General features: G+C 73.3%; 19 protein-coding genes and 1 pseudogene. 9 read left to right on the top strand and 11 right to left on the bottom strand.

Features of this window, described 5'->3' with window-relative positions; all coding sequences use genetic code 11:
• Positions 1 to 63: 63 nt before the first annotated feature.
• On the bottom strand, positions 64 to 396 hold the full coding sequence (locus MID12_RS21420) for a CU044_2847 family protein (protein ID WP_263169979.1): 333 nt from the start codon (positions 394 to 396) through the stop codon (positions 64 to 66).
• 339 nt (positions 397 to 735) lie between these two features.
• On the opposite strand from MID12_RS21420, the gene MID12_RS21415 reads away from it, so the two are divergent.
• A complete protein-coding gene (locus MID12_RS21415) occupies positions 736 to 1,389 on the top strand; it encodes an ATP-dependent Clp protease proteolytic subunit (protein ID WP_263169976.1) in 654 nt (217 codons plus the stop codon).
• Between the two features lies 1 nt (position 1,390).
• A complete protein-coding gene (locus MID12_RS21410; RefSeq protein WP_263169973.1) occupies positions 1,391 to 1,999 on the top strand; it encodes a ClpP family protease in 609 nt (202 codons plus the stop codon).
• 577 nt (positions 2,000 to 2,576) lie between these two features.
• Here the strand turns inward: MID12_RS21410 and MID12_RS21405 are convergent.
• Positions 2,577 to 2,960: pseudogene (locus MID12_RS21405) on the bottom strand (helix-turn-helix domain-containing protein); the annotation flags it as partial.
• Positions 2,961 to 3,253: 293 nt separating this feature from the next.
• Between MID12_RS21405 and MID12_RS21400 the strand changes: the two are divergent.
• Positions 3,254 to 4,408, top strand: coding sequence for a right-handed parallel beta-helix repeat-containing protein (locus MID12_RS21400; RefSeq protein WP_263169970.1), 1,155 nt, complete (start codon positions 3,254 to 3,256; stop codon positions 4,406 to 4,408).
• Positions 4,409 to 4,430: 22 nt separating this feature from the next.
• Here MID12_RS21400 and MID12_RS21395 read toward each other — a convergent pair whose 3' ends face one another.
• Complete coding sequence (locus MID12_RS21395; protein WP_263169967.1) at positions 4,431 to 4,793, bottom strand: DUF1330 domain-containing protein; 363 nt, start codon at positions 4,791 to 4,793, stop codon at positions 4,431 to 4,433.
• A 278-nt stretch (positions 4,794 to 5,071) separates the two neighbouring features.
• Positions 5,072 to 6,112: an NAD(P)-dependent alcohol dehydrogenase gene (locus MID12_RS21390; RefSeq protein WP_263169965.1), complete on the bottom strand. Its 1,041-nt coding sequence runs from the start codon at positions 6,110 to 6,112 to the stop codon at positions 5,072 to 5,074.
• Positions 6,113 to 6,291: 179 nt separating this feature from the next.
• On the opposite strand from MID12_RS21390, the gene MID12_RS21385 reads away from it, so the two are divergent.
• Both MID12_RS21385 and MID12_RS21380 read left to right on the top strand, forming a co-directional pair.
• Complete coding sequence (locus tag MID12_RS21385) at positions 6,292 to 7,215, top strand: helix-turn-helix domain-containing protein (RefSeq protein WP_040253087.1); 924 nt, start codon at positions 6,292 to 6,294, stop codon at positions 7,213 to 7,215.
• A gap of 366 nt (positions 7,216 to 7,581) precedes the next feature.
• Complete coding sequence (locus tag MID12_RS21380) at positions 7,582 to 8,772, top strand: S1 family peptidase (protein ID WP_040253086.1); 1,191 nt, start codon at positions 7,582 to 7,584, stop codon at positions 8,770 to 8,772.
• A gap of 166 nt (positions 8,773 to 8,938) precedes the next feature.
• On the opposite strand, the gene MID12_RS21375 is transcribed toward MID12_RS21380, so the two are convergent.
• Positions 8,939 to 10,201: an Ig-like domain-containing protein gene (locus MID12_RS21375; RefSeq protein ID WP_040253084.1), complete on the bottom strand. Its 1,263-nt coding sequence runs from the start codon at positions 10,199 to 10,201 to the stop codon at positions 8,939 to 8,941.
• 237 nt (positions 10,202 to 10,438) lie between these two features.
• Positions 10,439 to 10,810 (bottom strand): hypothetical protein, encoded by a 372-nt coding sequence (locus MID12_RS21370; protein WP_040253082.1) that lies wholly within the window; start codon positions 10,808 to 10,810, stop codon positions 10,439 to 10,441.
• Positions 10,811 to 10,921: 111 nt separating this feature from the next.
• Here MID12_RS21370 and MID12_RS21365 point away from each other — a divergent pair, with 111 nt between their 5' ends.
• A complete protein-coding gene (locus MID12_RS21365) occupies positions 10,922 to 11,269 on the top strand; it encodes a hypothetical protein (protein WP_263169955.1) in 348 nt (115 codons plus the stop codon).
• A gap of 13 nt (positions 11,270 to 11,282) precedes the next feature.
• Here MID12_RS21365 and hutH read toward each other — a convergent pair whose 3' ends face one another.
• A complete protein-coding gene (hutH, locus tag MID12_RS21360) occupies positions 11,283 to 12,821 on the bottom strand; it encodes a histidine ammonia-lyase (protein WP_263173349.1) in 1,539 nt (512 codons plus the stop codon).
• Positions 12,822 to 13,145: 324 nt separating this feature from the next.
• On the opposite strand from hutH, the gene MID12_RS21355 reads away from it, so the two are divergent.
• From MID12_RS21355 to MID12_RS21345, 3 genes are all read left to right on the top strand, one after another.
• Entirely contained in the window at positions 13,146 to 13,751 is a 606-nt protein-coding gene (locus MID12_RS21355) for a DNA-binding response regulator (RefSeq protein WP_052482512.1), read from the top strand.
• Between the two features lie 70 nt (positions 13,752 to 13,821).
• On the top strand, positions 13,822 to 14,337 hold the full coding sequence (locus tag MID12_RS21350; protein ID WP_263169952.1) for a GNAT family N-acetyltransferase: 516 nt from the start codon (positions 13,822 to 13,824) through the stop codon (positions 14,335 to 14,337).
• A 92-nt stretch (positions 14,338 to 14,429) separates the two neighbouring features.
• A complete protein-coding gene (locus MID12_RS21345; protein WP_052482511.1) occupies positions 14,430 to 14,822 on the top strand; it encodes a TraR/DksA family transcriptional regulator in 393 nt (130 codons plus the stop codon).
• A gap of 31 nt (positions 14,823 to 14,853) precedes the next feature.
• Here the strand turns inward: MID12_RS21345 and MID12_RS21340 are convergent, their stop codons facing one another.
• The 4 genes from MID12_RS21340 to lanKC form a co-directional block, all read right to left on the bottom strand.
• Complete coding sequence (locus tag MID12_RS21340; RefSeq protein WP_263169949.1) at positions 14,854 to 16,845, bottom strand: ATP-binding cassette domain-containing protein; 1,992 nt, start codon at positions 16,843 to 16,845, stop codon at positions 14,854 to 14,856.
• Complete coding sequence (locus tag MID12_RS21335) at positions 16,842 to 18,839, bottom strand: ABC transporter ATP-binding protein (protein WP_263169946.1); 1,998 nt, start codon at positions 18,837 to 18,839, stop codon at positions 16,842 to 16,844. The genes MID12_RS21340 and MID12_RS21335 overlap by 4 nt, the downstream gene beginning before the upstream one ends.
• 401 nt (positions 18,840 to 19,240) lie before the next feature.
• Complete coding sequence (locus MID12_RS21330; protein WP_040253074.1) at positions 19,241 to 19,372, bottom strand: SapB/AmfS family lanthipeptide; 132 nt, start codon at positions 19,370 to 19,372, stop codon at positions 19,241 to 19,243.
• Between the two features lie 12 nt (positions 19,373 to 19,384).
• The gene (gene lanKC, locus MID12_RS21325) at positions 19,385 to 21,991 is read right to left on the bottom strand and encodes a class III lanthionine synthetase LanKC (RefSeq protein ID WP_263169943.1); all 2,607 of its coding nucleotides are present in this window, start codon (positions 21,989 to 21,991) and stop codon (positions 19,385 to 19,387) included.
• Between the last annotated feature and the right edge of the window lie 188 nt (positions 21,992 to 22,179).

Here is a 22,179-nt window from a genome sequence, read left to right as displayed (position 1 = left end):
ACGACAACGCCGCAGATGTGCGTGCCGGCCCCCGCGAGCCCAGCCCGAACCAAACGAAAGGCCCTAGGGCTTCTCCCACTCCAGCGTGACCTTGAAGGCGGACTTCGCGCTGGCTTTTCCGATGGCGGCGATCAGGGCCCCGGACTCCAGCGCCACGTCGCAGCCGAATTCCATCGTCACCTTGCTGGCCTCGCTGTGGCGTATCTGGTTGCCGAGGGTGCGGGCGACCTCGGCGAGGCCTCCCATGACCTGGTCCAGGCTCGGGCGGCGGGTGCTGATGTTCGCCTCCTCGCCGTCGACCGCCGTCTCGGGGCGGGCCAGCACGTGGATGCGGACGCCCTCGCACTCCACCGGGACGACCACGGTTGCCTCGTGCTCGCTTTCCTGGGTGGTCATGGGATGCCTTTCGGTGAAGAGTCAGGGTTACGTAGCTTAGAGGTGGCCATCGCTCGGCATGGAGTGAACACCGAAGTGATCGTCGGACACCTCCTGTTGTGTGCTCTCCTGCCGGGCGGGCCTCCTCGGAGCAGCCGGGCGCTGTGCTGTCCCGCGCTCCGCTGCCCCGCCCCGGTCTCCTCTCGGTCTGCCTCCGCTCCTCTCGGTCTGCCTCCGTACGCCTCTGCCGTCAGCAGATCTGCCGCGGGCCGAGATTCCTTCTCCCCGCGCCCCCGCGCTCCGAGAGTGGGAGCAGGCGGCCCAGCAGGGTCGCACCGCCCGACACCTCACGGAGGCCCGATGTCATCCCTGATCACCGGCCGGTATGTGGCCCACGACCCGCGGGCGGAGGACGGCGACACCCCGCCCTCCCGCTTCGACGACCATCTGGCGGCCCAACTCCTGCACCAGCGCATCGTGTTCCTCGGGACCCAGGTCGACGAGGTCTCGGCGAACCGGGTGTGCGCGCAGATGCTGCTGCTCTCGGCGGAGGACCCGCGGACCGACATCAGCCTGTACATCAACAGCCCCGGCGGCTCGGTGACGGCCGGGCTCGCGATCCACGACACCATGCAGCTCATCCCGAACGAGGTCTCCACGCTGGCCATGGGATTCGCCGCCAGCATGGGGCAGTTCCTGCTCACCGTCGGCACCCGGGGCAAGCGCTACGCGCTGCCGAACGCGCGGATCATGATGCACCAGCCCTCGGCGGGCATCGGCGGCACCACCGCGGACATCGAGATCCAGGCGGAGAACCTGGAGTTCACCAAGCGGGCCATCGAGCGGATCACCGCCGCGCACACCGGCCAGAGCGAGGAGACCATCTCCCGCGACGGCGACCGGGACCGGTGGTTCACCGCCGAGCAGGCCAAGGAGTACGGCATGGTCGACCACGTCGTCGAGAACATGGACGACGTACGCCCGGCCGGTTCGCGACGACGGGCGGGGATCTGAGATGAGCCAGTACACGATTCCGACGGTCGTCCAGCGGACCACCCAGGGCGAGCGCGCGTACGACATCTACAGCAGTCTGCTGTCCGAGCGGATCATCTTCCTCGGTACGGAGATCGACGACGGGGTGGCCAATGTCGTCATCGCGCAGCTGCTGCACCTGGAGTCCGCGGCACCGGACCGCGAGATCGCGATCTATCTCAACTCCCCCGGCGGCTCGTACACCTCGCTGATGGCCATCTACGACACGATGTCCTTCGTCAGCGCCCCGATCTCCACCTTCTGCGTGGGGCAGGCCGCCTCCACGGCGGCGGTGCTGCTCGCGGGCGGCGATCCGGGGCGGCGGTTCATCCTGGAGCACTCCCGGGTGCTGCTGGGCCAGCCCGCGAGCGGCGGACGCCAGGGCACGGTCTCCGACCTCAGCCTCCAGGCCAAGGAGATGATCCGGATCCGGTCCCAGGTCGAGGAGGTGCTCGCCCGCCACTCGCACCACGATGCCGCCACCCTGCGCGCGGACATGGACCGCGACAAGGTCTTCACCGCCGAGGAGGCCGTCGCCTACGGCCTGGCCGACCAGGTGCTCAGCAAGAGGGTTCTCGGCAACAGGAGTTGAGCCCCTGAGGGGAAGAGCAAGACCGCCGGCGCTCCCACGGGGGAGGAGCGTCGGCGGTCGCGTGTCGCGGTGGTGCGGGAAGGCGCCGGCTGCCGGCCGCGGTGGGCGAGGGGCGGTCGTCGGCTCAGGCGGCGAGGCGTACGTCCCCGGAGTGGGTGCCCGGGCGGTGTCCCTGGTGGCGGGCCCGGCGGGCGGCTTCGCGCCTGGCGCCGAGTTCGGTGACCGAGGTGAGCGCGACCGGCGGCTTCGCCGAGGCGACCGCGCCGTCCGCCGTGCCGGGCTCCGGCTCCGGGGCGTCCCCGGTCGGGGTCTCCTCGGCCGGTGCCGCTTCCTCGCCGCCCTGTCCGGTCTCGCGGATCTCCTCGCCCGGGGCGTCGCCCTCCGGGCCGGTCTCGGGGGCCACGCCACCCACGCCCTCATCTCCAGCAGACCCACCGGACTCGGCGAACCCACCGGACTCGGCAGACCCGCCGGACTCAGCGGACTCATCCGTCTCGGCGGTCCCGGCGGTGCCCTCCATGCCGGCCTCGTCGAGGGGCCGGGCGCGCTCCCCGTGGACGGCGCCCGCGGCCGGAAGCCGTACCGGACCCCGGTGCCGTACCGGCCGGGTGAGGCGGAGGAGTTCGCCGTGGCTGAGGGCGAGGAGGTCGGCGAGCCCCAGGCCGAGCGCCTTGGCCGCGGCGGCGAGCACCTCCGAGGAGGCCTCCTTGCGGCCGCGTTCGAGCTCGGAGAGGTACGGCATCGAGATCCGCGCGGCGGCGGCCACATCCTTCAACGTCCGCTGCTGCGCCCGCCGTTCACGCCGCAGTACGTCACCGACCACGTGGCGCCACAGCGGTTCCCGCACCGGGGCGCGGCCACCGCCGGGCGCTCCCTGGGCACCCGGTACGGCGGAGGGCGGCGCCGCGGTGGCCGGGCGCAGCGGGATGACGCGGGCGGAAGAGGACGCGTGGCTGCTCACCCCTCCAGGTTAGGAGCCGGGCGCCGGGCTGGAAGGCCGCGGCGTTGCGCCCCCGGCGAAATCGGCCGACGGCGGGCAGAAGGCGGCGGACGGGGGACAGCGGACGACGGAGGGCGAAGGGCGGACGAGGGACGGCAGACAGCAAACGACCGGGGGGCGGACGGCAGACAGCCGACGCAGAGGAGGCCGCCAAGCCCCCTCCCCGCCCCGCCCCACCCGAACAACATGAGATCCAGGCCCCCGCACGTGAGAATCAACGGGCAAGCCCACCCCGCACCGGAAGGACCCGCCCCGTGGAATCCGAAGGCAGCGACGAAGCCGACTGCGAGAGGGACCGCGAGGATGGCCGCGCAGTCCGGGTGTCCCGCCGCCGGGCGATGGCCGGGATCGGGTTCAGCACCGCCTCGGCGGCCCTGCTCACCTCCGGTGCCGCGGTCGGCGCGGGCAGTACGCCGCAGGGGCCGCTGCCGGTGCTGCCGGTGGGCACCGAGGACTGGACGGCCGCGCTCGCGGAGACCCCGCAGGTGCAGCTCGTGCCCGGGGCGGTGTACCGGCTCACCAGGACGGCGGAACTCCCGGACGGCTGTTTCCTCGCCGGGAACGGCGCCACCGTCACCGTCGCGGAACCCTCGTACGGCGCCTTCGCGGTGCGGGAGAGGAGCGATGTCACGATCGCCGACGTCCGCTTCCTGGGGCAGGACGCCGATCCCCTGGGCACCGGGATCGTGCCCGCCCATGTCGGCCTGCGGAGCAGCCGCAGCACCAATGTCCGGGTCCTGGACTGCGACTTCACGCACTGGCGGGGCGCCGGGATCGCGGTGACGGGTGCCGAGCGGGACGACTACTTCGGCTACCGGGTGAAGGTCTCGGGCTGCTCCTTCCACCGCTGCTACTTCGGGGTCTCCACCGCCGACCGCAGCGAGTACTCCCAGCTCACCGGGAACAGCTTCGCCTACTGCCGCCTCGCCGTCTGGAACTCCTCGGGGAACTGGACGGTCAACGACAACACCGTGGTGGCCTGCTACGGGGCGTACTACTCCTTCTCGAAGTCGAGCCCGTACGGGACGGCGAACGGTCCGCACGGGGACAACTGGGGCCACGGCTCCCTGGTCGGCAACACCTTCAACCACTCCAACAACGGTGCCCCCGGCGGACTTTGGCGCCGCGGGGCCGCCTTCCCGCTCGGTGGTGTACCGCGCGATCCGGGGGCCGGGGTGGTGGTGGACGGAGTGCTGCCGCCGACCTTCAGCGGCAACACCCTCTGGTACACCGACCTGCGGGCCACCGGCATCCTCGGCACCCGGTGGCTGCTGTCCGGCAGCAGCTTCTCCCACCTCGACATCAGCTGCACCGGCAGGGCGTGGGTGCACCTGGCCGGGACCCAGTCGCGCAGCGCGGAGACGGCACCCCGGTTCCGCGGCAAGGTGAAGGACCTGCTGCCGGGCTGAGGGACGGCGGCGGGGCCGCGGCTCAGGCGGTCGCCGCCGCCTCCTCCTTCGCCGCCGCCCGCATCGCGGCCGCGGTCCCGCCCGCGTCGTAGTCCTCCGGGGCGCCCGGGACGAGGATGACGTCGCCGGGGATGTTCCGGGTCCGCAGCGGCAGGATCTCCTGGTAGGCGGGCGAGTCGTACCACTGGCGGGCGCGCTCCCCGTCCGGGAAGGCGATGATCACGATCTTCCCCGGCCAGGAGCCCTCCACGACCTCCACCTCGGCCCCGTGCACCAGGAAGCGCCCCTGGTAGGGGTCCATGGTCGCCTGGATGCGCTCGATGTACCGGAAGACCTCCTCGTTCGGGGGCGCGGGCTGGAGATGGGCGATGGCGTACACGGTCACGGCTGCTCCTCGGGTCTTCGGATTCCCGGGGGCGTCGGGCCCCCGGGTCGTCGGGTCCCCAGTCCACGGGTTCCTGGATCGGGTTCCCGGATCGGCCTCCCGATCCGGTGGCTCCAGGCTGCCGGGAGCGGGCCAGGGGGTCGATTACGCCGGAGGTAATGGCGCCGGAGCCGGGTGGGGACACCGGGACCGAAGACGCCGAAGACGCCGGAGCCCCGGCGGCCTCGCGGGGAGGCTGCCGGGGCTCCGGGTACCCGGGGCCGGATACCGGGGGCCGGTCAGATGGTCGCCGTATCGATCACGAACCGGTACCGGACATCGCTGGCCAGGACGCGCTCGTACGCCTCGTTGACCTGCTCGGCGCGGATCAGTTCGATCTCGGCGCCGAAGCCGTGCTCGGCGCAGAAGTCGAGCATCTCCTGGGTCTCGGGGATGCCGCCGATCGCGGAGCCGGCGAGCGTCTTGCGGCCGCCGATCAGCGAGAAGAGGTTCATCGAGACGGGCTCCTCGGGGGCGCCGACGTTCACCAGCGCGCCGTCGGTCTTCAGCAGCGAGAGGTAGGCGCCGAAGTCGAGCGGGGCCGAGACGGTGGAGACGATCAGGTCGAAGGTGCCCGCCAGCTCCTGGAAGGTCTTCGGGTCGCCGGTCGCGTAGTAGTGGTCGGCGCCGAACTTCAGGCCGTCGTCCTGCTTGCCCAGGGTCTGGCTGAGCACGGTCACCTCGGCGCCCAGGGCGGCGGCGATCTTGACGCCCATGTGGCCGAGACCGCCGAGGCCGACGATGGCGACCTTCTTGCCGGGGCCCGCGTTCCAGTGGCGCAGCGGGGAGTACAGGGTGATACCGGCGCACAACAGCGGGGCGGCGACGTCGAGGGCGAGGCCCTCGGGGATGCGGACGGCGTAGTTCTCGTCGACGACGAGGTGGGTGGAGTAGCCGCCGTAGGTGGGCTCGCCGTCCTTGTCGAGGGCGTTGTACGTGGCGGTCATGCCCTTGGCGCAGTACTGCTCCAGGCCCTGCTTGCAGTACTCGCACTCGCGGCAGGAGTCGACGAAGCAGCCGACGCCCACCCGGTCGCCGACCGCGTACTTGGTGACGCCGGGGCCGACCTCGGAGACCACACCGGCGATCTCGTGGCCGGGCACCATGGGGAAGATCCCCTCGCCCCAGCCGTCGCGGGCCTGGTGGATGTCCGAGTGGCAGATTCCGGCGAACTTGATGTCGATCAGGATGTCGAACTCACCGACCGGACGGCGCTCGATGGTGGTGCGCTCCAGCGGCGCCTTGGCGGCGGGTGCGGCGTAGGCGGCAACGGTGGTCATGCCGGTGTTCTCCTCGGGTTCGCGGTGTGAGCGGCCGGATGCGGCCGGGCACGCCGTCCAGCGTGCCCGGATCCGCCGCGCCTACCCAGGCCCCTGTGGTGCCTACGACCAGCGGTCCTACCACTGACGGGGTCAGGCTCCCGGGCATAGGACCAGCGGCGGCGAGGGATACTGGGCCCATGGACGAGCAGCCCCCGGAGCAGCCGCCCGCCGCCGACGGGAAGCTGGACCCACGTGCCGAGCTGAGCGAGTTCCTGCGCAGCCGCCGGGCCCGCCTCAAGCCGGAGGACATCGGGCTGCCCTCGTACGGCAGGCATCGCAGGGTGCCGGGGCTGCGGCGCGAGGAGCTGGCGCAGCTGGCCGGGGTCTCGGTGGCGTACTACACCCGCCTGGAACAGGGCAACGGACGCAATGTCTCCGCCGAGGTGCTCGGCGCCATCGCGCGCGCCCTCAGGCTGACCGATGCCGAGCACGCCCATCTGACCCACCTCGCCAAGCCCAGGCAGCACCGCCGCCGCAGGACCCCGCGCACCCAGCAACTGCGGCCCGCGCTCCAGCAGTTGCTGGACTCGATGGACTCCGTCCCCGGGTACGTGGTGGGCCGCCGCACCGATCTGGTGGGCTGGAACCGGCTCGCCTCCGCCCTCTTCGGCGAGTGGGGCTCGCTCTCGGGCCAGGAGCGCAACTGGGCGCGGATGGTCTTCCTCACCGAGTCCTCGCGCGAGCTGTTCGTCGAGTGGGAGAAGAAGGCCGCGGACATCGTCAGCTACCTCCGGATGGACGCGGGCTGCCACGCGGACGACCCGAAGCTCTCCGCCCTCGTCGGCGAACTCTCCGTCAAGAGCGAGGACTTCCGCCGCCTGTGGGCCGCCCACGACGTCCAGGAGAAGGGCTACGGCACCAAGCGCCTGCGCCACCCCCTGGTCGGCGAACTCACCCTCTCCTACGAGACGTTCAAGCTCCCCGCGGACGAGGACCTCTCCCTGGTCACCTACCACGCCGAGCCCGGCTCCCCCTCCGCCGAGGCCCTGCGGCTCCTCGCCAGCTGGGGCGAGGACGCCACCCGCGCGGGCTCGGCCTCCCGCGAGGCGCGGCGGGACTGAGGCCTGCGCGGAGGACGCCGAGTGGTTTCCGGGGCGCCCTCGCGCGTTCAACCTCTGCAAGGTGAGGGCGGGTCGAGGCGGCCCCGGCCGCCGACGGTCGTACGGACGGCGGTATGGGGCTTCCCTGCCGCCGTTCCCCCTTCACCGGCACCGGGGCGGCGCTTTCAAGATCCGACAACGTTGTCCGGTCCCGGTTATTGACGTGCTCACGATGACATTCGAGACTTTGAGCGGCGTCGGCACGCCGCACGCGCCGAACCGGGAGCACCAGGCCCCACCACGCCCGCACGCGGCGCTCCCCCGCCTCGACCCGCACCGCAGCACGTCCCCCCGCTGTCTTTGTTCAAGAAACGAAGGAGTGCACTCGTGCGACGTTCCCTCTCCCTGCGCTGGGCGCTGCCCGTGACGCTCGCGCTCACCGCCTCGGCCGCCGTCCTCCAGCCCGCCGTCGCCTCCGGCGCCGATCCCGCGCCGCGGCCCGCGCAGCGCGCCGAGTCCGTCTCGCCCGGCATGCTCGGCGCGCTCAAGAAGGACTTCGGCCTCAGCACCGGCGAGGCCCGCACCCGGCTGCGCCAGGAGGCCGCCGCCACCGCGCTCGCGCCCGAGGCGGAGAAGGCGGCGGGCTCCGCCTTCGGCGGCTCCTGGTACGACAGCGCACGCGGCACCCTGGTCGTCGGCCTCACCAAGGCCGGTGCGCGGGCGGACGCGGCCCCCGCGAAGGCCGTCCGCGCGCTCGGCGCCGAGGTGCGGGAGACCGCGCACACCGCCCGGTACCTCGACTCCGTGAAGGGACGGCTGGACAGCGCCTCCAGATCCGGCAAGGCGCCCTCGGCGGTGCACAGTTGGCGCACCGACCCGCGCACCGGGGCGGTGGTGGCCGATGTCGCCCGGGGCGCCGAGGACCGGGCCGAGGTCAAGCGCTTCCTCGCCCCCGCCGAGAAGGCCGGGGTGCTGAAGGTGCGTACCACCGACGCGGCCCGGCCGCTGGCCGCCGGGACGGTCGGCGGCGACCCGTACTACATCAACGGCAACACCCGCTGCTCGATCGGCTTCTCGGTGGTCGGCGGCTTCGTCAGCGCCGGGCACTGCGGTGGTCAGGGCAGCTCGGTCACCGGCTGGGACGGCTCGGCGATGGGCACCTTCGCCGGGTCCTCCTTCCCGGGCAACGACTACGCGTTCGTCCAGATCGGCAACGGCTGGTGGACCGAGCCCGTGGTGCTCGGCTGGGGCACCGTCGGCGACGTCCTGGTCCGCGGCTCGGGCGAGGCCCCGGTGGGCGCCTCCATCTGCCGCTCCGGCTCCACCACGCACTGGCACTGCGGCACCGTGCAGTCCAAGAACGACACGGTCAACTACAGCCAGGGCGCGGTCTACGAGATGACCGGGACCAGCGTCTGCGCCGAACCGGGCGACTCCGGCGGCTCGTTCGTCAGCGGTGACCAGGCGCAGGGCGTCACCTCCGGCGGCTCCGGCAACTGCTCCAGCGGCGGGCAGACCTGGTTCCAGCCGGTCAACGAGATCCTGTCCACGTACGGACTCACCCTCGTGACCGCCTGAGACCCCCTCGCCCCGCCACCGAGGACCGACCGCCTCCTCTCCCTGACCACGGGAGGCGGAACGGCGGACGGCCCGCACCCCGGTTTCCCGGGGTGCGGGCCGTCCTGCGTCACGCTCAGGTGCGCGGCCTGCGGTCCTTCCGGCCGGATCGGGCCGGATCGGGTGCTCAGATCGCCGAACCGGCCTTCCACTGGGCCCAGTCCATGTTCCAGCCGTTGAGGCCGTTGTCCGGCTGGACCGTCTTGTCGCCGGTGTTCTGGACCACGACCACGTCACCGATGATCGAGTTGTCGTAGAACCAGGCGCCCGGGGTGCTGCCGTCCTTGGCGCCCTTGGCGTCCTTCAGGCCGACGCAGCCGTGGCTGGTGTTGACGGCGCCGAAGATGGAGTCGGCGCCCCAGTAGTTGCCGTGGATGAAGGTGCCGGAGTTCGACAGGCGCATCGCGTGCGGCACGTCCTTGATGTCGTACTCGCCCTTGCCGTCGTCGTCGGTGAAGCCGACCGTGGCGCCGTTCATCCGGGTCTCGCGGAACTTCTCCGAGATCACCATCTGCCCCTCGTAGGTGGGGTTGTCCGGTGAACCGGCCGAGATCGGGATGGTCTTGAGGGTCTTGCCGTCCCGGGTGATCTTCATCGTCTTGGTCTTGGCGTCCACGACGGAGACCTGGCTGCGGCCGACCTTGAAGGTGATGGTCTTCTGCTGGACGCCGTAGACACCCTCGGCGCCCTCGACCCCGTCGAGGTTCAGCTTGAGGGTCACGGTGGACCCGGCCTGCCAGTAGCCCTCGGGGCGGAAGTCCAGGCGGTTGGCGCCGAACCAGTGGCCGGCGACCTCCTGGCCGCTGCTGGAGCTGACCTTGATGCCGGACTGCACCTTGGACTTGTTGGTGATGCCCTTGTCGAAGTTGATCGACACCGGCATGCCCACGCCGACGGTCGAGCCGTCCTCGGGGGTGAAGTTGCCTATGAAGCTGTTGTCCGGCGAGACCGTCGTGAAGGAGGCGTTCTCGTGCGCCTCGCGGCCGTCGGCGTCCTTCGCGGCGGCGGTGATCTTGTAGGCGGTGGCGCGCTCCAGCTGGCCGTTGGGCTTCCAGCTGAGTCCGTCGGCGGAGATCTGGCCGGGAACGGCGGTGCCGCCCGCGGTCTGCATCGTCACCTCGGTCAGCTTGCCCTTGGTGACGGAGACCTTCGCGGCGCTGTTGATGCTCGCGTTGTCCGCCCCGTCCTTGGGCGTGATCTTGATCTGCGCCTCGGACGCCTTCTCGGCGGCGGCCTCGTCGACCTGCGACTGGTCCTTGTGTGCCCCGGAGCTGCTGTCGCCCTTGGAGTCCGAGCTGTCGTCCCCGCCACCACACGCCGAGAGCACCAGCACTCCGCCGAGCAGCGCGGACGCGGCCGCCAGGCCCTTGCGCCGTCTGCTGTCCGTCATCACACGCTTCTCCATCGTCGACTGTCCCCACAAGCCAGATAAGGCTTTCCCGAACCCGAAGGTCCCCTGCAGACCACTAGAACACGCACGCCTCGACATCCCGCCCGAATCCGGATGGTTTGTGGGCAAAGCCACGTGCGCCCCAGGAGTGGCCGCAGGACACCGCTTCCCCCTGAGACGACGAGAACCCCGGGCGCGGTTGCCGTCCGGGGCTCACGTCCTGATGTGCTCGTGGTCCTACCGGCCGTCGGCGCCTTCGGTGCTCGCGGTCACCTGCTCGGCGCCATCATCCTCGTCCAGGTCCCAGTCCGGCGAATCGGGGTCGTAGTCGATCCGTTCACTGCTCCAGGAGGCCTGGGCGAGCTCCACCCCCGGCACCTCGCTCACCAGGTCGTACGGGTCCACGAGATAGGCGAGGGCCTCCGCCTCGTCCTCTTGTACCGCACTCTCGGCCTGTTCACGCTCAGAACGAGCCATGTCGTCCCCGCGCACCGCCGCGTCGTCGGCGATCCGCTGCAGCGCCGCTCCGGTGATCGCCTCGGCGTCGCCGATCTCCAGGACCAGCTCCACGCGTAGCCGGACGAACTGTGAAGTTTCCGTTGGGGTCATACGACGGAGAGTACGGCCCATTCCTCTTGTGACTTTCCTGCGACCCGCGGCTTTCACTAGCATCGGTCCGGACACCCCAATTCGCCAGCGCCACAAGGGGATCGATACTCCGTGTCCGCACGCCGCCCGTTGCTGACCGCCGCCGCCGCGGGTGCCCTCCTCGGCGCCCTCTGGTTCGTCCCCTCGGCGGGCGCCACCGCGGGGACCCCCGCCGGCAGCGCGCGGCCGCACCCCGCCGCCGCCACGGCGCCCGGTGAAGCCCGCGAGCAGGCGATCATCGTGACCACGCAGGGCGAAGGCGCCGACACCGAGGGCCTCCACCTCGCCGACAGCGGCAGCATCGACACCACCCCCTACGTGGTGGGCGGCACCGCCTTCCTCTGCCTCGGCGCGGGCTTCGTGGCCTATTCGGTGCGCCGGGGCCGCACGGCCCCCGAGGGACGTACGGCCCCGGACTGAGCGCCCGCGGGCCTCAGGCCAGGCGGCCGGTGACCGGCTCCACCGCGGCGAGCAGCCCTCCCCCGCCGACGAAGGCCTCGGCGGCGGCGAGGTCAGGGGCGAGGAAGCGGTCCGGGCCCGGCCCCTCGACGCCCGCGGCGCGCACCGCGGCGAGCACCGCCCGGGTCGCCGGGGCCGGAGTCAGCCCCTCGCGCAGCTCGACGGCGCGGGTGGCCGCGTACAGCTCGATCGCGAGGATCCGGGTCAGATTGCCCACGGCGGTACGCAGCTTGCGCGCCGCCGACCAGCCCATCGAGACATGGTCCTCCTGCATGGCCGAGGAGGGGATGGAGTCGGCCGAGGCGGGCACCGCGAGCCGCTTCATCTCGCTGACCAGGGCGGCCTGGGTGTACTGCGCGATCATCAGCCCGGAGTCCACGCCCGCGTCGTCGGCGAGGAAGGGCGGCAGGCCGTGGCTGCGGTTCTTGTCGAGCAGCCGGTCGGTGCGGCGTTCCGCTATCGAGCCGAGGTCGGCCGCGGCGATGGCGAGGAAGTCGAGGACGTAGGCGACCGGCGCCCCGTGGAAGTTGCCGTTGGACTCGACCCGGCCGCCGGGCAGCACCACCGGGTTGTCCACGGCGGCGGCGAGTTCGCGCTCGGCGACCAGGCGGGCGTGCGCGAGGGTGTCCCGGCCCGCGCCCGCGACCTGCGGGGCGCAGCGCACCGAGTAGGCGTCCTGGACGCGCGGGGCGTCGTCCTGGTGGTGCCCGGTGAGCCCGGAGCCCGCGAGGACGGCCAGCATGTTCGCGGCCGAGGCGCTCTGGCCGGGGTGCGGGCGGATGGTGTGCAGCTCGGGGGCGAGGACCTTGTCGGTGCCGAGCAGCGCCTCCAGGCTGAGCGCGGCGGTGATGTCGGCGCTCTTGTAGAGGGTGTCGAGGTCGGCGAGGGCCATGATCAGCATGCCGAGCATGCCGTCGGTGCCGTTGAGGAGCGCGAGCCCCTCCTTCTCGCGCAGTTCGACGGGCTCGATGCCGTGCGCCGCGAGGAGCTCGCCCGCGGGGGCGAGGGTGCCGTCGGGGCCCTCCGCCTCGCCCTCGCCCATGAGCGTCAGGGCGCAGTGCGAGAGCGGTGCGAGGTCGCCGGAGCAGCCGAGGGAGCCGTACTCGTGGACGACCGGGGTGATCTGGGCGTTCAGTACGTCCGCCATGGTCTGCGCGACCTCGGGGCGGACGCCGGTGTGGCCGGAGCAGACCGTCTTCAGCCGCAGGAACATCAGCGCCCTGACCACCTCGCGCTCCACCCGGGGGCCCATCCCGGCGGCGTGCGAGCGGACGATGTTGCGCTGCAGCTGCGCCCGCAGCTCGTGCCCGATGTGCCTGCTGGCGAGCGCCCCGAAGCCGGTCGAGACGCCGTACACCGGCTCCGGCTTCGCGGCCAGCGCGTCCACGATCCCGCGCGCCGCGGCCACCGCCGCCAGCGCGTCCGCCGACAGCTCGACGCGGGCGCCCTCGCGCGCCACCGCGAGCACGTCCTCGGCGCTGACGTGCGAGGTCCCCACCACCACAGTGTGCATATTCATATTCAGGAGCCTACGCAGTGAATCGCCGGGTGTCACGAGTGGGGCGCGAGGACGGGGAGCGCGGGACGGCGGCCCCGTATACCTCCTCCGGGGCCCGCACCCGGCGGAACCGGGGAGAAGAAATCCTTACGGTCGGGGCATCCGGACCCCGATGGGGCGCACGGCGGCGCACCATCGGAGCAGTCCGCACGTCGCGCGCTCCAAACACCACGATGCGTGGAGAAGAAGTGGTGGTCCCGTGGCGACGAACCAGGCACGGTAACTCTGGACCGTAGTCGGATGATTGCGGAACGTGCTTCGGCATCGTGAGGGGTGGGCATGATTCGGGTTCATGTGGCGCATACGGCGGACCTGTTCCGTTCGGCACTGGCGGCACTGCTGCGGGGGGAGCACTCCTTCGACGTGACCTCCGGCGGCTGGCCGGGACCGGGACACCGCCCGGAGTACGCGCCCCCGGACGTCCATGTGATCGACGTGGAGTGTCCCGGCGCCTGTTCGCTCCTGGAGCGCCTCGCGGGCGGCGCCCGCTCCGAGGGTGCGGAGGGCCGGCTCCTGGTGCTCGCCCCCGCGGGCCGCCCCGGGCTGCTGCGCCGCGCCTACGAGGCCCGCGCCCTCGGCTTCGTCGACAAGAACGGCCCCGCCGCCACGCTGGCCCAAGCGGTGCGCGCCGTCGCCCGCGGCGAGCGCTTCGTCGACGGCGCGCTGGCCTCCGGCGTCTTACGCGGCTACGAAATGCCGCTCACACCACGGGAGTTGAGCGTCCTCACGCTGGCCGCCGAGGGCAATTCGGTGGCCGACATCGCGCTGAACCTGCGCCTGTCCAACGGCACCGTCCGCAACTACATCGCCGCCGCGACCCGCAAGGTCGGCGCCCGCAACCGCATCGACGCGATACGGATCTCGCAGGGAGCGGGGTGGATGTAGCGGGGTGAATGCAGCGGGGTGAATTCGGCAAGCAGAATCGAGCCGGACCGGACCTTCCGAAGGGAAGAACATGGCTGTGCGCTGGGTGAAACTCGAACTCGCCGTCGCCGCATTCGACGCCCGCCGTTTCGCGGACTATCTGACCCGCTGCGAAACCGAGGGCATCCGCCTGTGCACCCTGGCCGAACTCGGGGACACCCCGGAGAACCGCCGGGCGCTCTACGCACTCAACAAGGAGTGCTCCGCCGACATCCCCGAGCGGGGCGCGTTCTTCTCCTACGAGGAGTACGCGGAACGGCGCTTCGCGGTGCCCTCCTACGACCCCCGCGCGGTGGTCCTCGCCCTGGACGGGGCGGAGTGGATCGGCATGGCGGCCATGTCGAAACACGGGAATTTCGTCTTCAACCAGATGACCGGCGTCCGGGCGGGATACCGGGGCCGGGGCATCTCGATCGCCATGAAGACCCTCGGCATGCGCTTCGCCAAGGACTACCGGGCGCTTACGGTCCGCACCTTTCACCACCCGGCGAATACGAGCGCCATCGCGATGAACCGCAGGCTGGGATTCGTGGACACGGAGGAATGATCCGCGTGTCGCCGCGGTGTGGAGCGGCGCCGTGCTGCCGTGCGCCGCGACGGGCTCGGAATAGGCGCCCGGCCGGTGCCGTTTCCGAGGTGATGGGACATTCCGTGGACGGCACCGAGGCGAGCGGCGGGTCCGACCGGGAGTCCGTACGCGCCCGGCTGTCCGCCGCGCGCGCCGACACCCAGGCCCGGATCGCCGCCCTGCACCGCGACTTCGCGGCGATCGTCGAGGCCAACTCCCTGGTGGCGGTGGACGACGAGCACGATCCGGAGGGGTCCAGCACCGCCTTCGAGCGCTCCCATGTCGCCGCCCTGCTCGACCAGGCCCGCGAGCAGCTGAGGGCCCTGGACCTGGCCCTGGAGCGCCTCGACCACGGCGACTACGGCCGCTGCGAGGAGTGCGGCCGGACGATTCCCGCCGGGCGCCTGGAGGTACGTCCGGCCGCCCGCACCTGCGTGGAGTGCGCGGCGGGCGGGCGGCGCTGAGCGGACGGGGAAGCGCCGGGAAGGGGCCGGGTCACGGGGCGCCGATGTCCTCGTACTCGTCCCAGACCCCCACCAACTCCCGGTAGAGCGCGCTCTTCTGGAGCAGTTCGGCGTGGGTGCCGAGGCTCGCGCGGGTGCCGTCGAGGACGAGCACCCGGTCCGCCCTGCGGGCCGAGGAGATCCGGTGGGCGACGACCACCAGGGTCCCGGGGCGCGCGGCGAGGGCCTGCTCGGCACGCGCCTCCGCCAGGGGGTCCAGATGGCAGGTGGCCTCGTCCAGGATCAGCAGCGGAGCGGGCGAGAGGTGGGCCCGCAGCAGCGCGAGCAGCTGGCGCTCGCCCGCGGAGAGCGCGGCGGGGTCGACCACGGCCTGGTAGCCGCCGAGCCGGTCGACCAGTTCCCCCGCGCCCAAGTCCGCGACCACCGCGTCGAGTTCGGCCTCCGGCACGCCCTCGGGCCGCAGCGCGCCGAGGTTCTCGCCCAGGGCGGCGCCGAACACATAGGCCTGCTGCGGTACGAGGCAGCGCACGGCGGCGAGTTCCTGGGCCCGGCGGGCGCCGATCGGGGCGCCGTCGAGGAGGACGAGCCCCTCCCGGGGCGGCAGCACCCCGGCGAGCAGGGCCGTCAGCGTCGACTTGCCGATCCCGCTCGGCCCGACCACCGCCAGATGCTCCCCGGCCCCGAGAACCAGGTCGAGCCCGTCGATCACCGGCCGCGCGCCGGGCCCGTAGGCGAAGCTCACGCCGCGCAGTTCGGCGGCGGGGGGCGGCTTGCGGAGAGGGGCGGCCGGGGCTGCCGGTTCCCGGTCGGGGTGGGGGAGGTCGTCGCTCCGTGCGGGTTCCGGGGCCGGGTCGCGGGGGCTGGCGCTCGGTACGGGTTCCCGGCTCGGCTCGCCGGGGCCGGGGCTCGGGATCGCCTCCCGGTCCGGGTGGCGGAGGTCGTCGCTCCGTGCGGGCTCCGGGGCCGGGTCGAGGTGGCCGCCGGGCGGGATCGGGCGGGAGAGGCGGTCGCAGACGACCAGGAGGCGGGTGCCGGCCGCGCCCAGCGAGGCGAGCAGCGCGTTCACGGCGGGGATCAGCGCCTGGGTCACATAGGTCAGGGCGCCGAGCAGCGCCCCCGCGGACACCCCCCGGCGCAGCAGCCAGGGCACGGCGATCAGCAGGACGAGAACGGGCAGTTGACCGGCGATACCGAGTGCGACCGTGCGTACCGCGGCCCAACGGGCGAGGTACCGGCCCGCCTTCGCCTCGGCGGCGATCAACTCCGCCGAATCGCGCGCCAGTTGGTCCTGCGCACCGCAGGCCGTGATGTCCCGCAGCCCCTCGCCGAGCCGTCCCGCGTGCGCGGCGAGCGCCTCGTCCGCGTCCAGGAGCGCGCGCTGCCGCGCCGCCATCGGGGCGAGGGTGGCGAGGAAGAGGCCGAGTCCGGCGAGCAGCGGCGGCAGGACGAGCAGCAGCAGGACCGGTTCCAGGGCGAGCAGCCCGGCCGCCGCGCCCACCGAGGTGAAGAGGAAGGACCGCACGGTCAGGACGAGCCCCGCGAAGCCGTCCCGGGCGATCTCCGTCTGGTGGGTGATCCGGGAGACCGCGGCGCTGTCGGCGCGGGCCGGGTCGGCGAGGGCTTCGGCCAGCGAGCGGGAGACGGCGCGGCGCACCAGGGCGTCCCTCAGCGGTTCGACGAGCCCGGCGAGGTGGCGGAAGACCCCCCGCACGGCCACCCCGCCGAGCAGCGCGCCGACCGCCGCGACCGCGAGCCAGAGCAGCCCCCTCGCGGTGTCCCCGGCCAGAAAGCCCTGGTCCAGGGCGCGGGCGACGCCGTAGCCGCCGAGGAAGGTCTGCGCCGATTCCAGCAGCGACCAGGCACCGAGCCCGGCGAGCGCCTTCCGGTGCCGCCCGAGGAACCGCCCGGCCCGCGGCGCCACCCGGCGCAGACTCCCCCGCCGCTCATCCGCCCCGGCCCCCTGCACGGGGGTACGGGAGGGCGCGGCACCGGAGGCGGCGGGCGGCAACTCGGTCGCGGTCATCGCCGGGCCTCCGGGGTGGTGACGGCATGCGGCTCGGCAGCGCTTGCGGGAGGGGGGTCGGCGTGGTGAGCGGCATCGCTTCCGCTAGCGGTAGCGGTAGCGGGACGGGTATCGGCTTCGGTACCGGTGCCCCCACGGGTGTCGTCCTCGGCGCCCGCCCCCGGACCGCTCGCGAGCCCGGTACGCCCCTCACTCTCCCCGTTCTCCCCGAACACCCCCCGGTACGCGGCCTGTTGCCAGAGCACGGCATGCGGGCCGACCGCGCGGACCCGGCCCTCGTCCAGCCAGACGACCTGGTCGGCGCGGGCCGCCGAGGAGAGGCGGTGGGCGACGACCAGGCGGGCGCCCTCGCCGACCTGGGTGGCCAGTGCGCGGCCGACCTGGCGTTCGGTGACCGTGTCCAGGCTGGAGGTGGCGTCGTCCAGGATGAGCAGGCGGCCCGCGTGCGCGAACGCCCTTGCCAAGCCCAGGCGTTGGCGTTCGCCGCCGGAGAGCGGGGCCTCGGTGAGCGGCGTCTCGTACCCCCGCGGAAGCAGGCGTACGAAGCTGTCGGCGCCCGCGGCGGTGGCGGCGCCGCGGACCTGTTCGGCGGGCGGGGTGTACGGACCGAAGGCGAGGGCCTGGGCGATGGTGTCGCCGAAGAGGACGGGGCGTTCGAAGGCGTAGCCGACCTCGCGGCGCAGTGCGGAGCGGTCGAGTGTGGTCAACGGCACGCCGTCGAGCCGGACTTCGCCCCGGTCGGGGTCGGTCAGCCGTCCGGCGACGGCCGCGAGCAGCGACTTGCCCGCGCCGGAGCGGCCGACCACGGCGGTGGTCGTCCCGCCGGGCAGCGCGAGGTCGATGTCCCGCAGCAGCGCGGTGCCCTCCCGGACGACGGTGACGCCGCGCAGCTCCAGCGCCCCGCGGCCCCCGGCGGGCAGCTCCCCGGAGCCGTGCGGCAGGGCGTCCAGTGTGGTCAGGGCGGTGAGGCGGCGGGCGGCGGTGCGGGCCCGGATGAGCGCGCCGAGGGCGCCGGTGAGGGCGCCGATGCCCGCGGCGAGGGCGGCGTACCGGGAGACCGCGAGCAGCTCGCCGACGGTCAACTCCCCTGCGGACAACCGGATTCCGCCGACCGCGAGGACGAGCACCATCAGCAGCGGCATCAGGATCTGGGCGCGGGCGGCGGCCCGGCCGTGCACCCGCCACACCCGGTGCCCCTGCTCGCTCATCTCGGCGAGCGGGGCAAGGACCCGTGCGCGCTCCCGGGCGCCGGTACCGGCGGCGGCGACGGTGCGGGCGCCGGACAGGACCTCGGTGAGCCGACCGGCGAGCCGGGACTGGGCCTGCTGGTAGCGCAGGGTGCCGTCGGCGGAGGCGCGGGCGAAGGCGCGGAGCAGCAGGACGAGCAGCGGCAGTCCGGCCAGGAAGGCGGCGGCCGTCCAGGCGTCGAGGAGCAGCAGCCCGGCGAGTCCGCCGAGCGGCGGCAGCAGGGCGGCCGTGGCGGTGGCCGCGGTGACCGGGGCGGTACCCGCGTCGGCGGCGTTGGCGGTGAGGCGGGTGGCCAGATCACCCGCCGGGAAGGCCGCGGCCCGACGGGGTTCGCCCGCGAGCAGGGCGGTGGTGGCCCGGCCGCGCAGCCAGGCGGTGGAACGCGCCCCGGTGAGTCCGCCGAGCAGGGCCACCGCCGCGTCCAGGGCGGTCTCGGTCACCAACAGGGCGGCGCACAGCAGGAGTTGGGTGCCGCCGGCCCGGCCCGCGAGCAGCAGGTCGAGGGTCCGCCCGAGCACCGCGGGCAGCGCGACGGCCGCGGCTGCCGCCCCCGCACCGCACAGCAGCAGAAGGACACTTCGTCCCCGGCTGTGCCGCAGGGTGGCCCGGAGCAGGAGATCGTCGGCGGGTGGATCGGAGGGCGAGACGCCGGACGGGGTGGAGGGCGGGGCAGCAGGCGAGGCGGGGGGCGAGACGGCGGACGGGCCGGGGGGCGAGTCCGCGGGTCGGTGTGCCGCCGAGGCCATGGGGCGGTGTGCCGCCGGGGCTGCGGGCCGCTTCTCGGCGGTCGCTTCGGGCTGCCTATCCGCGGTCGCTCCGGGGCCGGTACCTGCCCTCGCTCCGGGCCGCTGGTCCGCGGTCGCTTCGGACCGATCCGCCACGGACACCTCGGGCCGATCCGCCGGGGACACCGCGGGCGGCTCCTCCGCCGGGGCTGCGGGCTGACCGTCCGCCGGGGCGGCTGCGGCCTGGTCCACCGGGTCTCCTCTCTCCCTCCCGGGGCCGCTCGTACGGCGCCGGGGCGGCCCGCGTACGGACCGCGGGCAGGTGAACGGTCCCGGGCGGCGATGCCGCCCGGGACCAGGACCACCTCTGAGCACGGCGCGCTGCGCACGGGCGCCGAGGGGTCAGGCTACGAGGCCTGGCATCACGGGGAGCACAGGACAACGCTGAGCGAGCTGTACTCACAGACGAGCAGGCTCACCTGGCTGCCGGTGGCGAGGTCACCGAAGGCCTCTTCCTGCGGGGTGTCCATCGTCTGGAGGTCGAGAAGCGACATGGTTTTTTCCTTTCAGGGACAGGGAGTTCCTACGTTTCGGTCCTGGGACAGGACCGGCTTGTGGGCCGCGGTGGGCGGCAGGAACGGCAGGTGCGCGGCGGTACCGCCCAGCGCGCTGCCGAGTGCGAGCAGTACGCCCGCGGTTCCGGTGGAGAGGTCCATCGAGAGCCGCGACAACTGCTCGCCGGGGAAGGCGAGTTCGCCCTGGTACGGGACCGCGTGCCAGCCGAGCAGGGCGGCCTGCCGGTGCAGGACCTCCGGCCGGTCCGGCACCTCGGTACTGGTCTGCGCGAGGTGCAGCAGCAGGCCGGCGACCCCGCGGAAGAGCCCGGGCTGCACGTAGAAGGAGGAGAGCGCGGCCTGCAGCACGGCGGGGCGCTGTCCGGCGAACTCCTCGTCCTCGCGGTGCTCCAGATAGGCGTCGAGCACCATGCCGATGCCGGTGCTGCCCGCGCCCAGGTACGGCATCGTGCGCCGTCCCTCGTCGACGAGCAGGGCGCCGCGGGAGTCGGTCCGGCAGCGCGCCAGGTCCCGGCGGAGCGCCACCGCGGCGGCCTCCAGGAGCACGGGGTCACCGGTGCGTTCGTAGGTGCGCAGGCAGAGCAGCGCGGTTCCGGCGGCGCCGTGCAGGAGTCCGGCGCGGCCGCCCTTGCGGGGCGGGGCGGCGAGGGTGCGCAGGGCGAGTTCGGTGCAGCGCAGCGAGGCCTCGCGCAGGGTGCCGTCCCCGGACTGCTCGGCGAGGTCGCCGAGGGCGAGGCCGATCCCGGCGAGGCCCGAGTGCAGATCGGGGGCGAGCGGCTCCAGGGCCTGTTCGGCGGCCAAGTGGGCGAGTTCCAGGGCGTGTTCGCGGTGGCCGAGCCCCCACAGCGTCCAGGCGGTGCCGGTGAGCCCGTCGTAGAGGCCGAGCGGGGTGCCGGAGGCGGGGCGCTTGCTGCGCAGCAGCAGCCACTCCTCGGCGTCCGGACATCGGGTGCCCACCGAGTCGAGGGCGTGCAGCACCCCGGCCGCGCCGTAGCCGAGGGACTGCCCGCCGCAGGGTGAGGCGAACTGGGCGATGTCCCCGGGGAAGCAGCGGTCCTCGCGGTCGAAGGTCGCCGAGGCGAGCAGGGCGCGCACCATCGAGTCGCGGGCGGCGGGCCAGTCGGTCGGCTCGGCCGGGAGGTACGGCGCCGAGCGCACCGCGGTGGCGCGGCTGTCCCCGCGGCCTATCTCGCGGACGGCCTCGTCGAGCAGGCTCCGGTCCACGGGGTAGCGGGCGGCGATGAGGTCGGCGAGGTGCGCGGCCTTGGCCCGGTCCAGCGGGAGCAGGGTGGTGAGCGGGAGGAAGAGGGCCAGGCGCAGGCAGGCGAGGGCGTAGCGGTCGATGTCGGTGCCGCGCCGGTCGGCGGGGGCGACGAAGGCGGGGTTGGCGACCACCTGGCGGCGGTTCTCGGCGGCCGGGGCCGCGGCCTCGAAGTCGAGGAGGAAGACCGCGGACTCGTCCTCGGCGACCATCACATTGCTCATGTGCAGATCGCTGAAGACCAGGCCCCGGGCGTGCACGGCGGCCACCGCCTCCTCGACCAGGCCGTGCATCCGCAGCGCCCACGCGGCGTGCTCGGCCAGCGCCTCGGGCCCGGGCTCGCTGGCGGCCAGCGGGAAACGGCGGGCGAAGACGGTGTTGAGGGTGGTGCCCGCCACGTACTCCATCACCAGGAAGCGGTGCTCGCCCACGCTCAGCAGTTCGTGCGCCTCGGGCACCGAGGGCAGCCCCGCGAGCTGCCGCAGCACCTCGTACTCGCGCTCCAGGCGGGCCACCGCGTCCGCGCCGTCCGCGGCCAGACCGGCGTACGGCCGGGCCTCCTTGAGGACCACCCGGGCGTCGGTCCGCTTGTCCCGGCCCAGGTAGACGCCGCCGCCGTTGGAGAAGTGCAGCGCGCCCTCGATGGCGTACGGCAGGTCGGTGACGGCGAGCGCGGCCCGCGCCTCCAGATGGGGGCGCAGGAAATCGGGCGGCTCCACCCAGTCCGGGGTACGGAAGGCGGGTCCGCGCAGGTCGGGGACGAGCCGGCCCTCCGGGTCCTCGACCGCCGGGCAGAGCGCGCCGTCCTCGCCGTAGCAGTAGCGCTGCGCGAAGGCGCCGTAGCGCAGATACACGGGACCGGCGCCCCAGCGCAGATCGCTGAGCACATACGGGCCGTGCTCACCCGCCAGCAACGCGTCCAGTGCACCGGCGAGTTCCTCGCACTGCTTCTCGTCGGCGGGGTAGACGGTGAGGAACTTCCCGCTCCCGGCCCGGTCCGCGTACTTGGCGCTGCGCATGTGCAGCAGATACGGGCTGGGCAGGCACTTGAAGGGCACCCCCGCGGCGAAGCAGTGGCCCGCCACCCGGTCGAGCACCGAGGCGGCGTTGTCCAGCCCCGCCGAGACATGGATCTTCCAACCCTGCGCGGGCAGCCGCGCCCCGACCGGCGTGAACGCCGCCCAGTCCCCCCGCAGATGCCGCTCCCAGCCCTCCGGCAGCGGTCCCCGCACGGTCGGGAAGTGCACGGTACGGGCGTCCGCCGCCGACGAGACCCGGCGGGGCGCGTCGTAGAAGTAGCGGTCGGCATCGCAGTACACGGCGTACTCCGGGTTCATGCGCACCCCCTGTCGGTTTCGGGCCGGGTGTTCGGACTCTGGGTTCCGGGCTGGGCTGGGCTGGGTTGAGCTGGGCTGGGCTGGGCTGTCGGATCCTGGGGCCCGGGTTGGGCGTTCGGACCCTGGGTTCCGGGTTGGGCGTTCGGTCTCGTGCCGGGTTCTCGGTCGTGACTCGCGGGCAGGGCTCG

The organism is Streptomyces sp. SCSIO ZS0520 (assembly GCF_025643355.1).
GTDB lineage: Bacteria > Actinomycetota > Actinomycetes > Streptomycetales > Streptomycetaceae > Streptomyces > Streptomyces physcomitrii.
Note: the sequence above shows the minus strand (reverse complement) of the source record. Positions and strands in the feature narration are given on the sequence as shown.

Bases quoted from the DNA above. Each gene is read 5' to 3' on its own strand.
- lanKC (WP_263169943.1), bottom strand. From the start codon at position 21,991: ATGAACCCGGAGTACGCCGTGTACTGCGATGCCGACCGCTACTTCTAC.
- MID12_RS21415 (WP_263169976.1), top strand. From the start codon at position 736: ATGTCATCCCTGATCACCGGCCGGTATGTGGCCCACGACCCGCGGGCG.
- MID12_RS21355 (WP_052482512.1), top strand. From the start codon at position 13,146: ATGATTCGGGTTCATGTGGCGCATACGGCGGACCTGTTCCGTTCGGCA.
- MID12_RS21370 (WP_040253082.1), bottom strand. From the start codon at position 10,810: ATGACCCCAACGGAAACTTCACAGTTCGTCCGGCTACGCGTGGAGCTG.
- MID12_RS21390 (WP_263169965.1), bottom strand. From the start codon at position 6,112: ATGACCACCGTTGCCGCCTACGCCGCACCCGCCGCCAAGGCGCCGCTG.
- MID12_RS21330 (WP_040253074.1), bottom strand. From the start codon at position 19,372: ATGTCGCTTCTCGACCTCCAGACGATGGACACCCCGCAGGAAGAGGCC.
- MID12_RS21420 (WP_263169979.1), bottom strand. From the start codon at position 396: ATGACCACCCAGGAAAGCGAGCACGAGGCAACCGTGGTCGTCCCGGTG.
- MID12_RS21385 (WP_040253087.1), top strand. From the start codon at position 6,292: ATGGACGAGCAGCCCCCGGAGCAGCCGCCCGCCGCCGACGGGAAGCTG.
- hutH (WP_263173349.1), bottom strand. From the start codon at position 12,821: ATGCACACTGTGGTGGTGGGGACCTCGCACGTCAGCGCCGAGGACGTG.
- MID12_RS21350 (WP_263169952.1), top strand. From the start codon at position 13,822: ATGGCTGTGCGCTGGGTGAAACTCGAACTCGCCGTCGCCGCATTCGAC.
- MID12_RS21335 (WP_263169946.1), bottom strand. From the start codon at position 18,839: ATGGCCTCGGCGGCACACCGACCCGCGGACTCGCCCCCCGGCCCGTCC.
- MID12_RS21375 (WP_040253084.1), bottom strand. From the start codon at position 10,201: ATGACGGACAGCAGACGGCGCAAGGGCCTGGCGGCCGCGTCCGCGCTG.
- MID12_RS21340 (WP_263169949.1), bottom strand. From the start codon at position 16,845: ATGACCGCGACCGAGTTGCCGCCCGCCGCCTCCGGTGCCGCGCCCTCC.
- MID12_RS21410 (WP_263169973.1), top strand. From the start codon at position 1,391: ATGAGCCAGTACACGATTCCGACGGTCGTCCAGCGGACCACCCAGGGC.
- MID12_RS21345 (WP_052482511.1), top strand. From the start codon at position 14,430: ATGGGACATTCCGTGGACGGCACCGAGGCGAGCGGCGGGTCCGACCGG.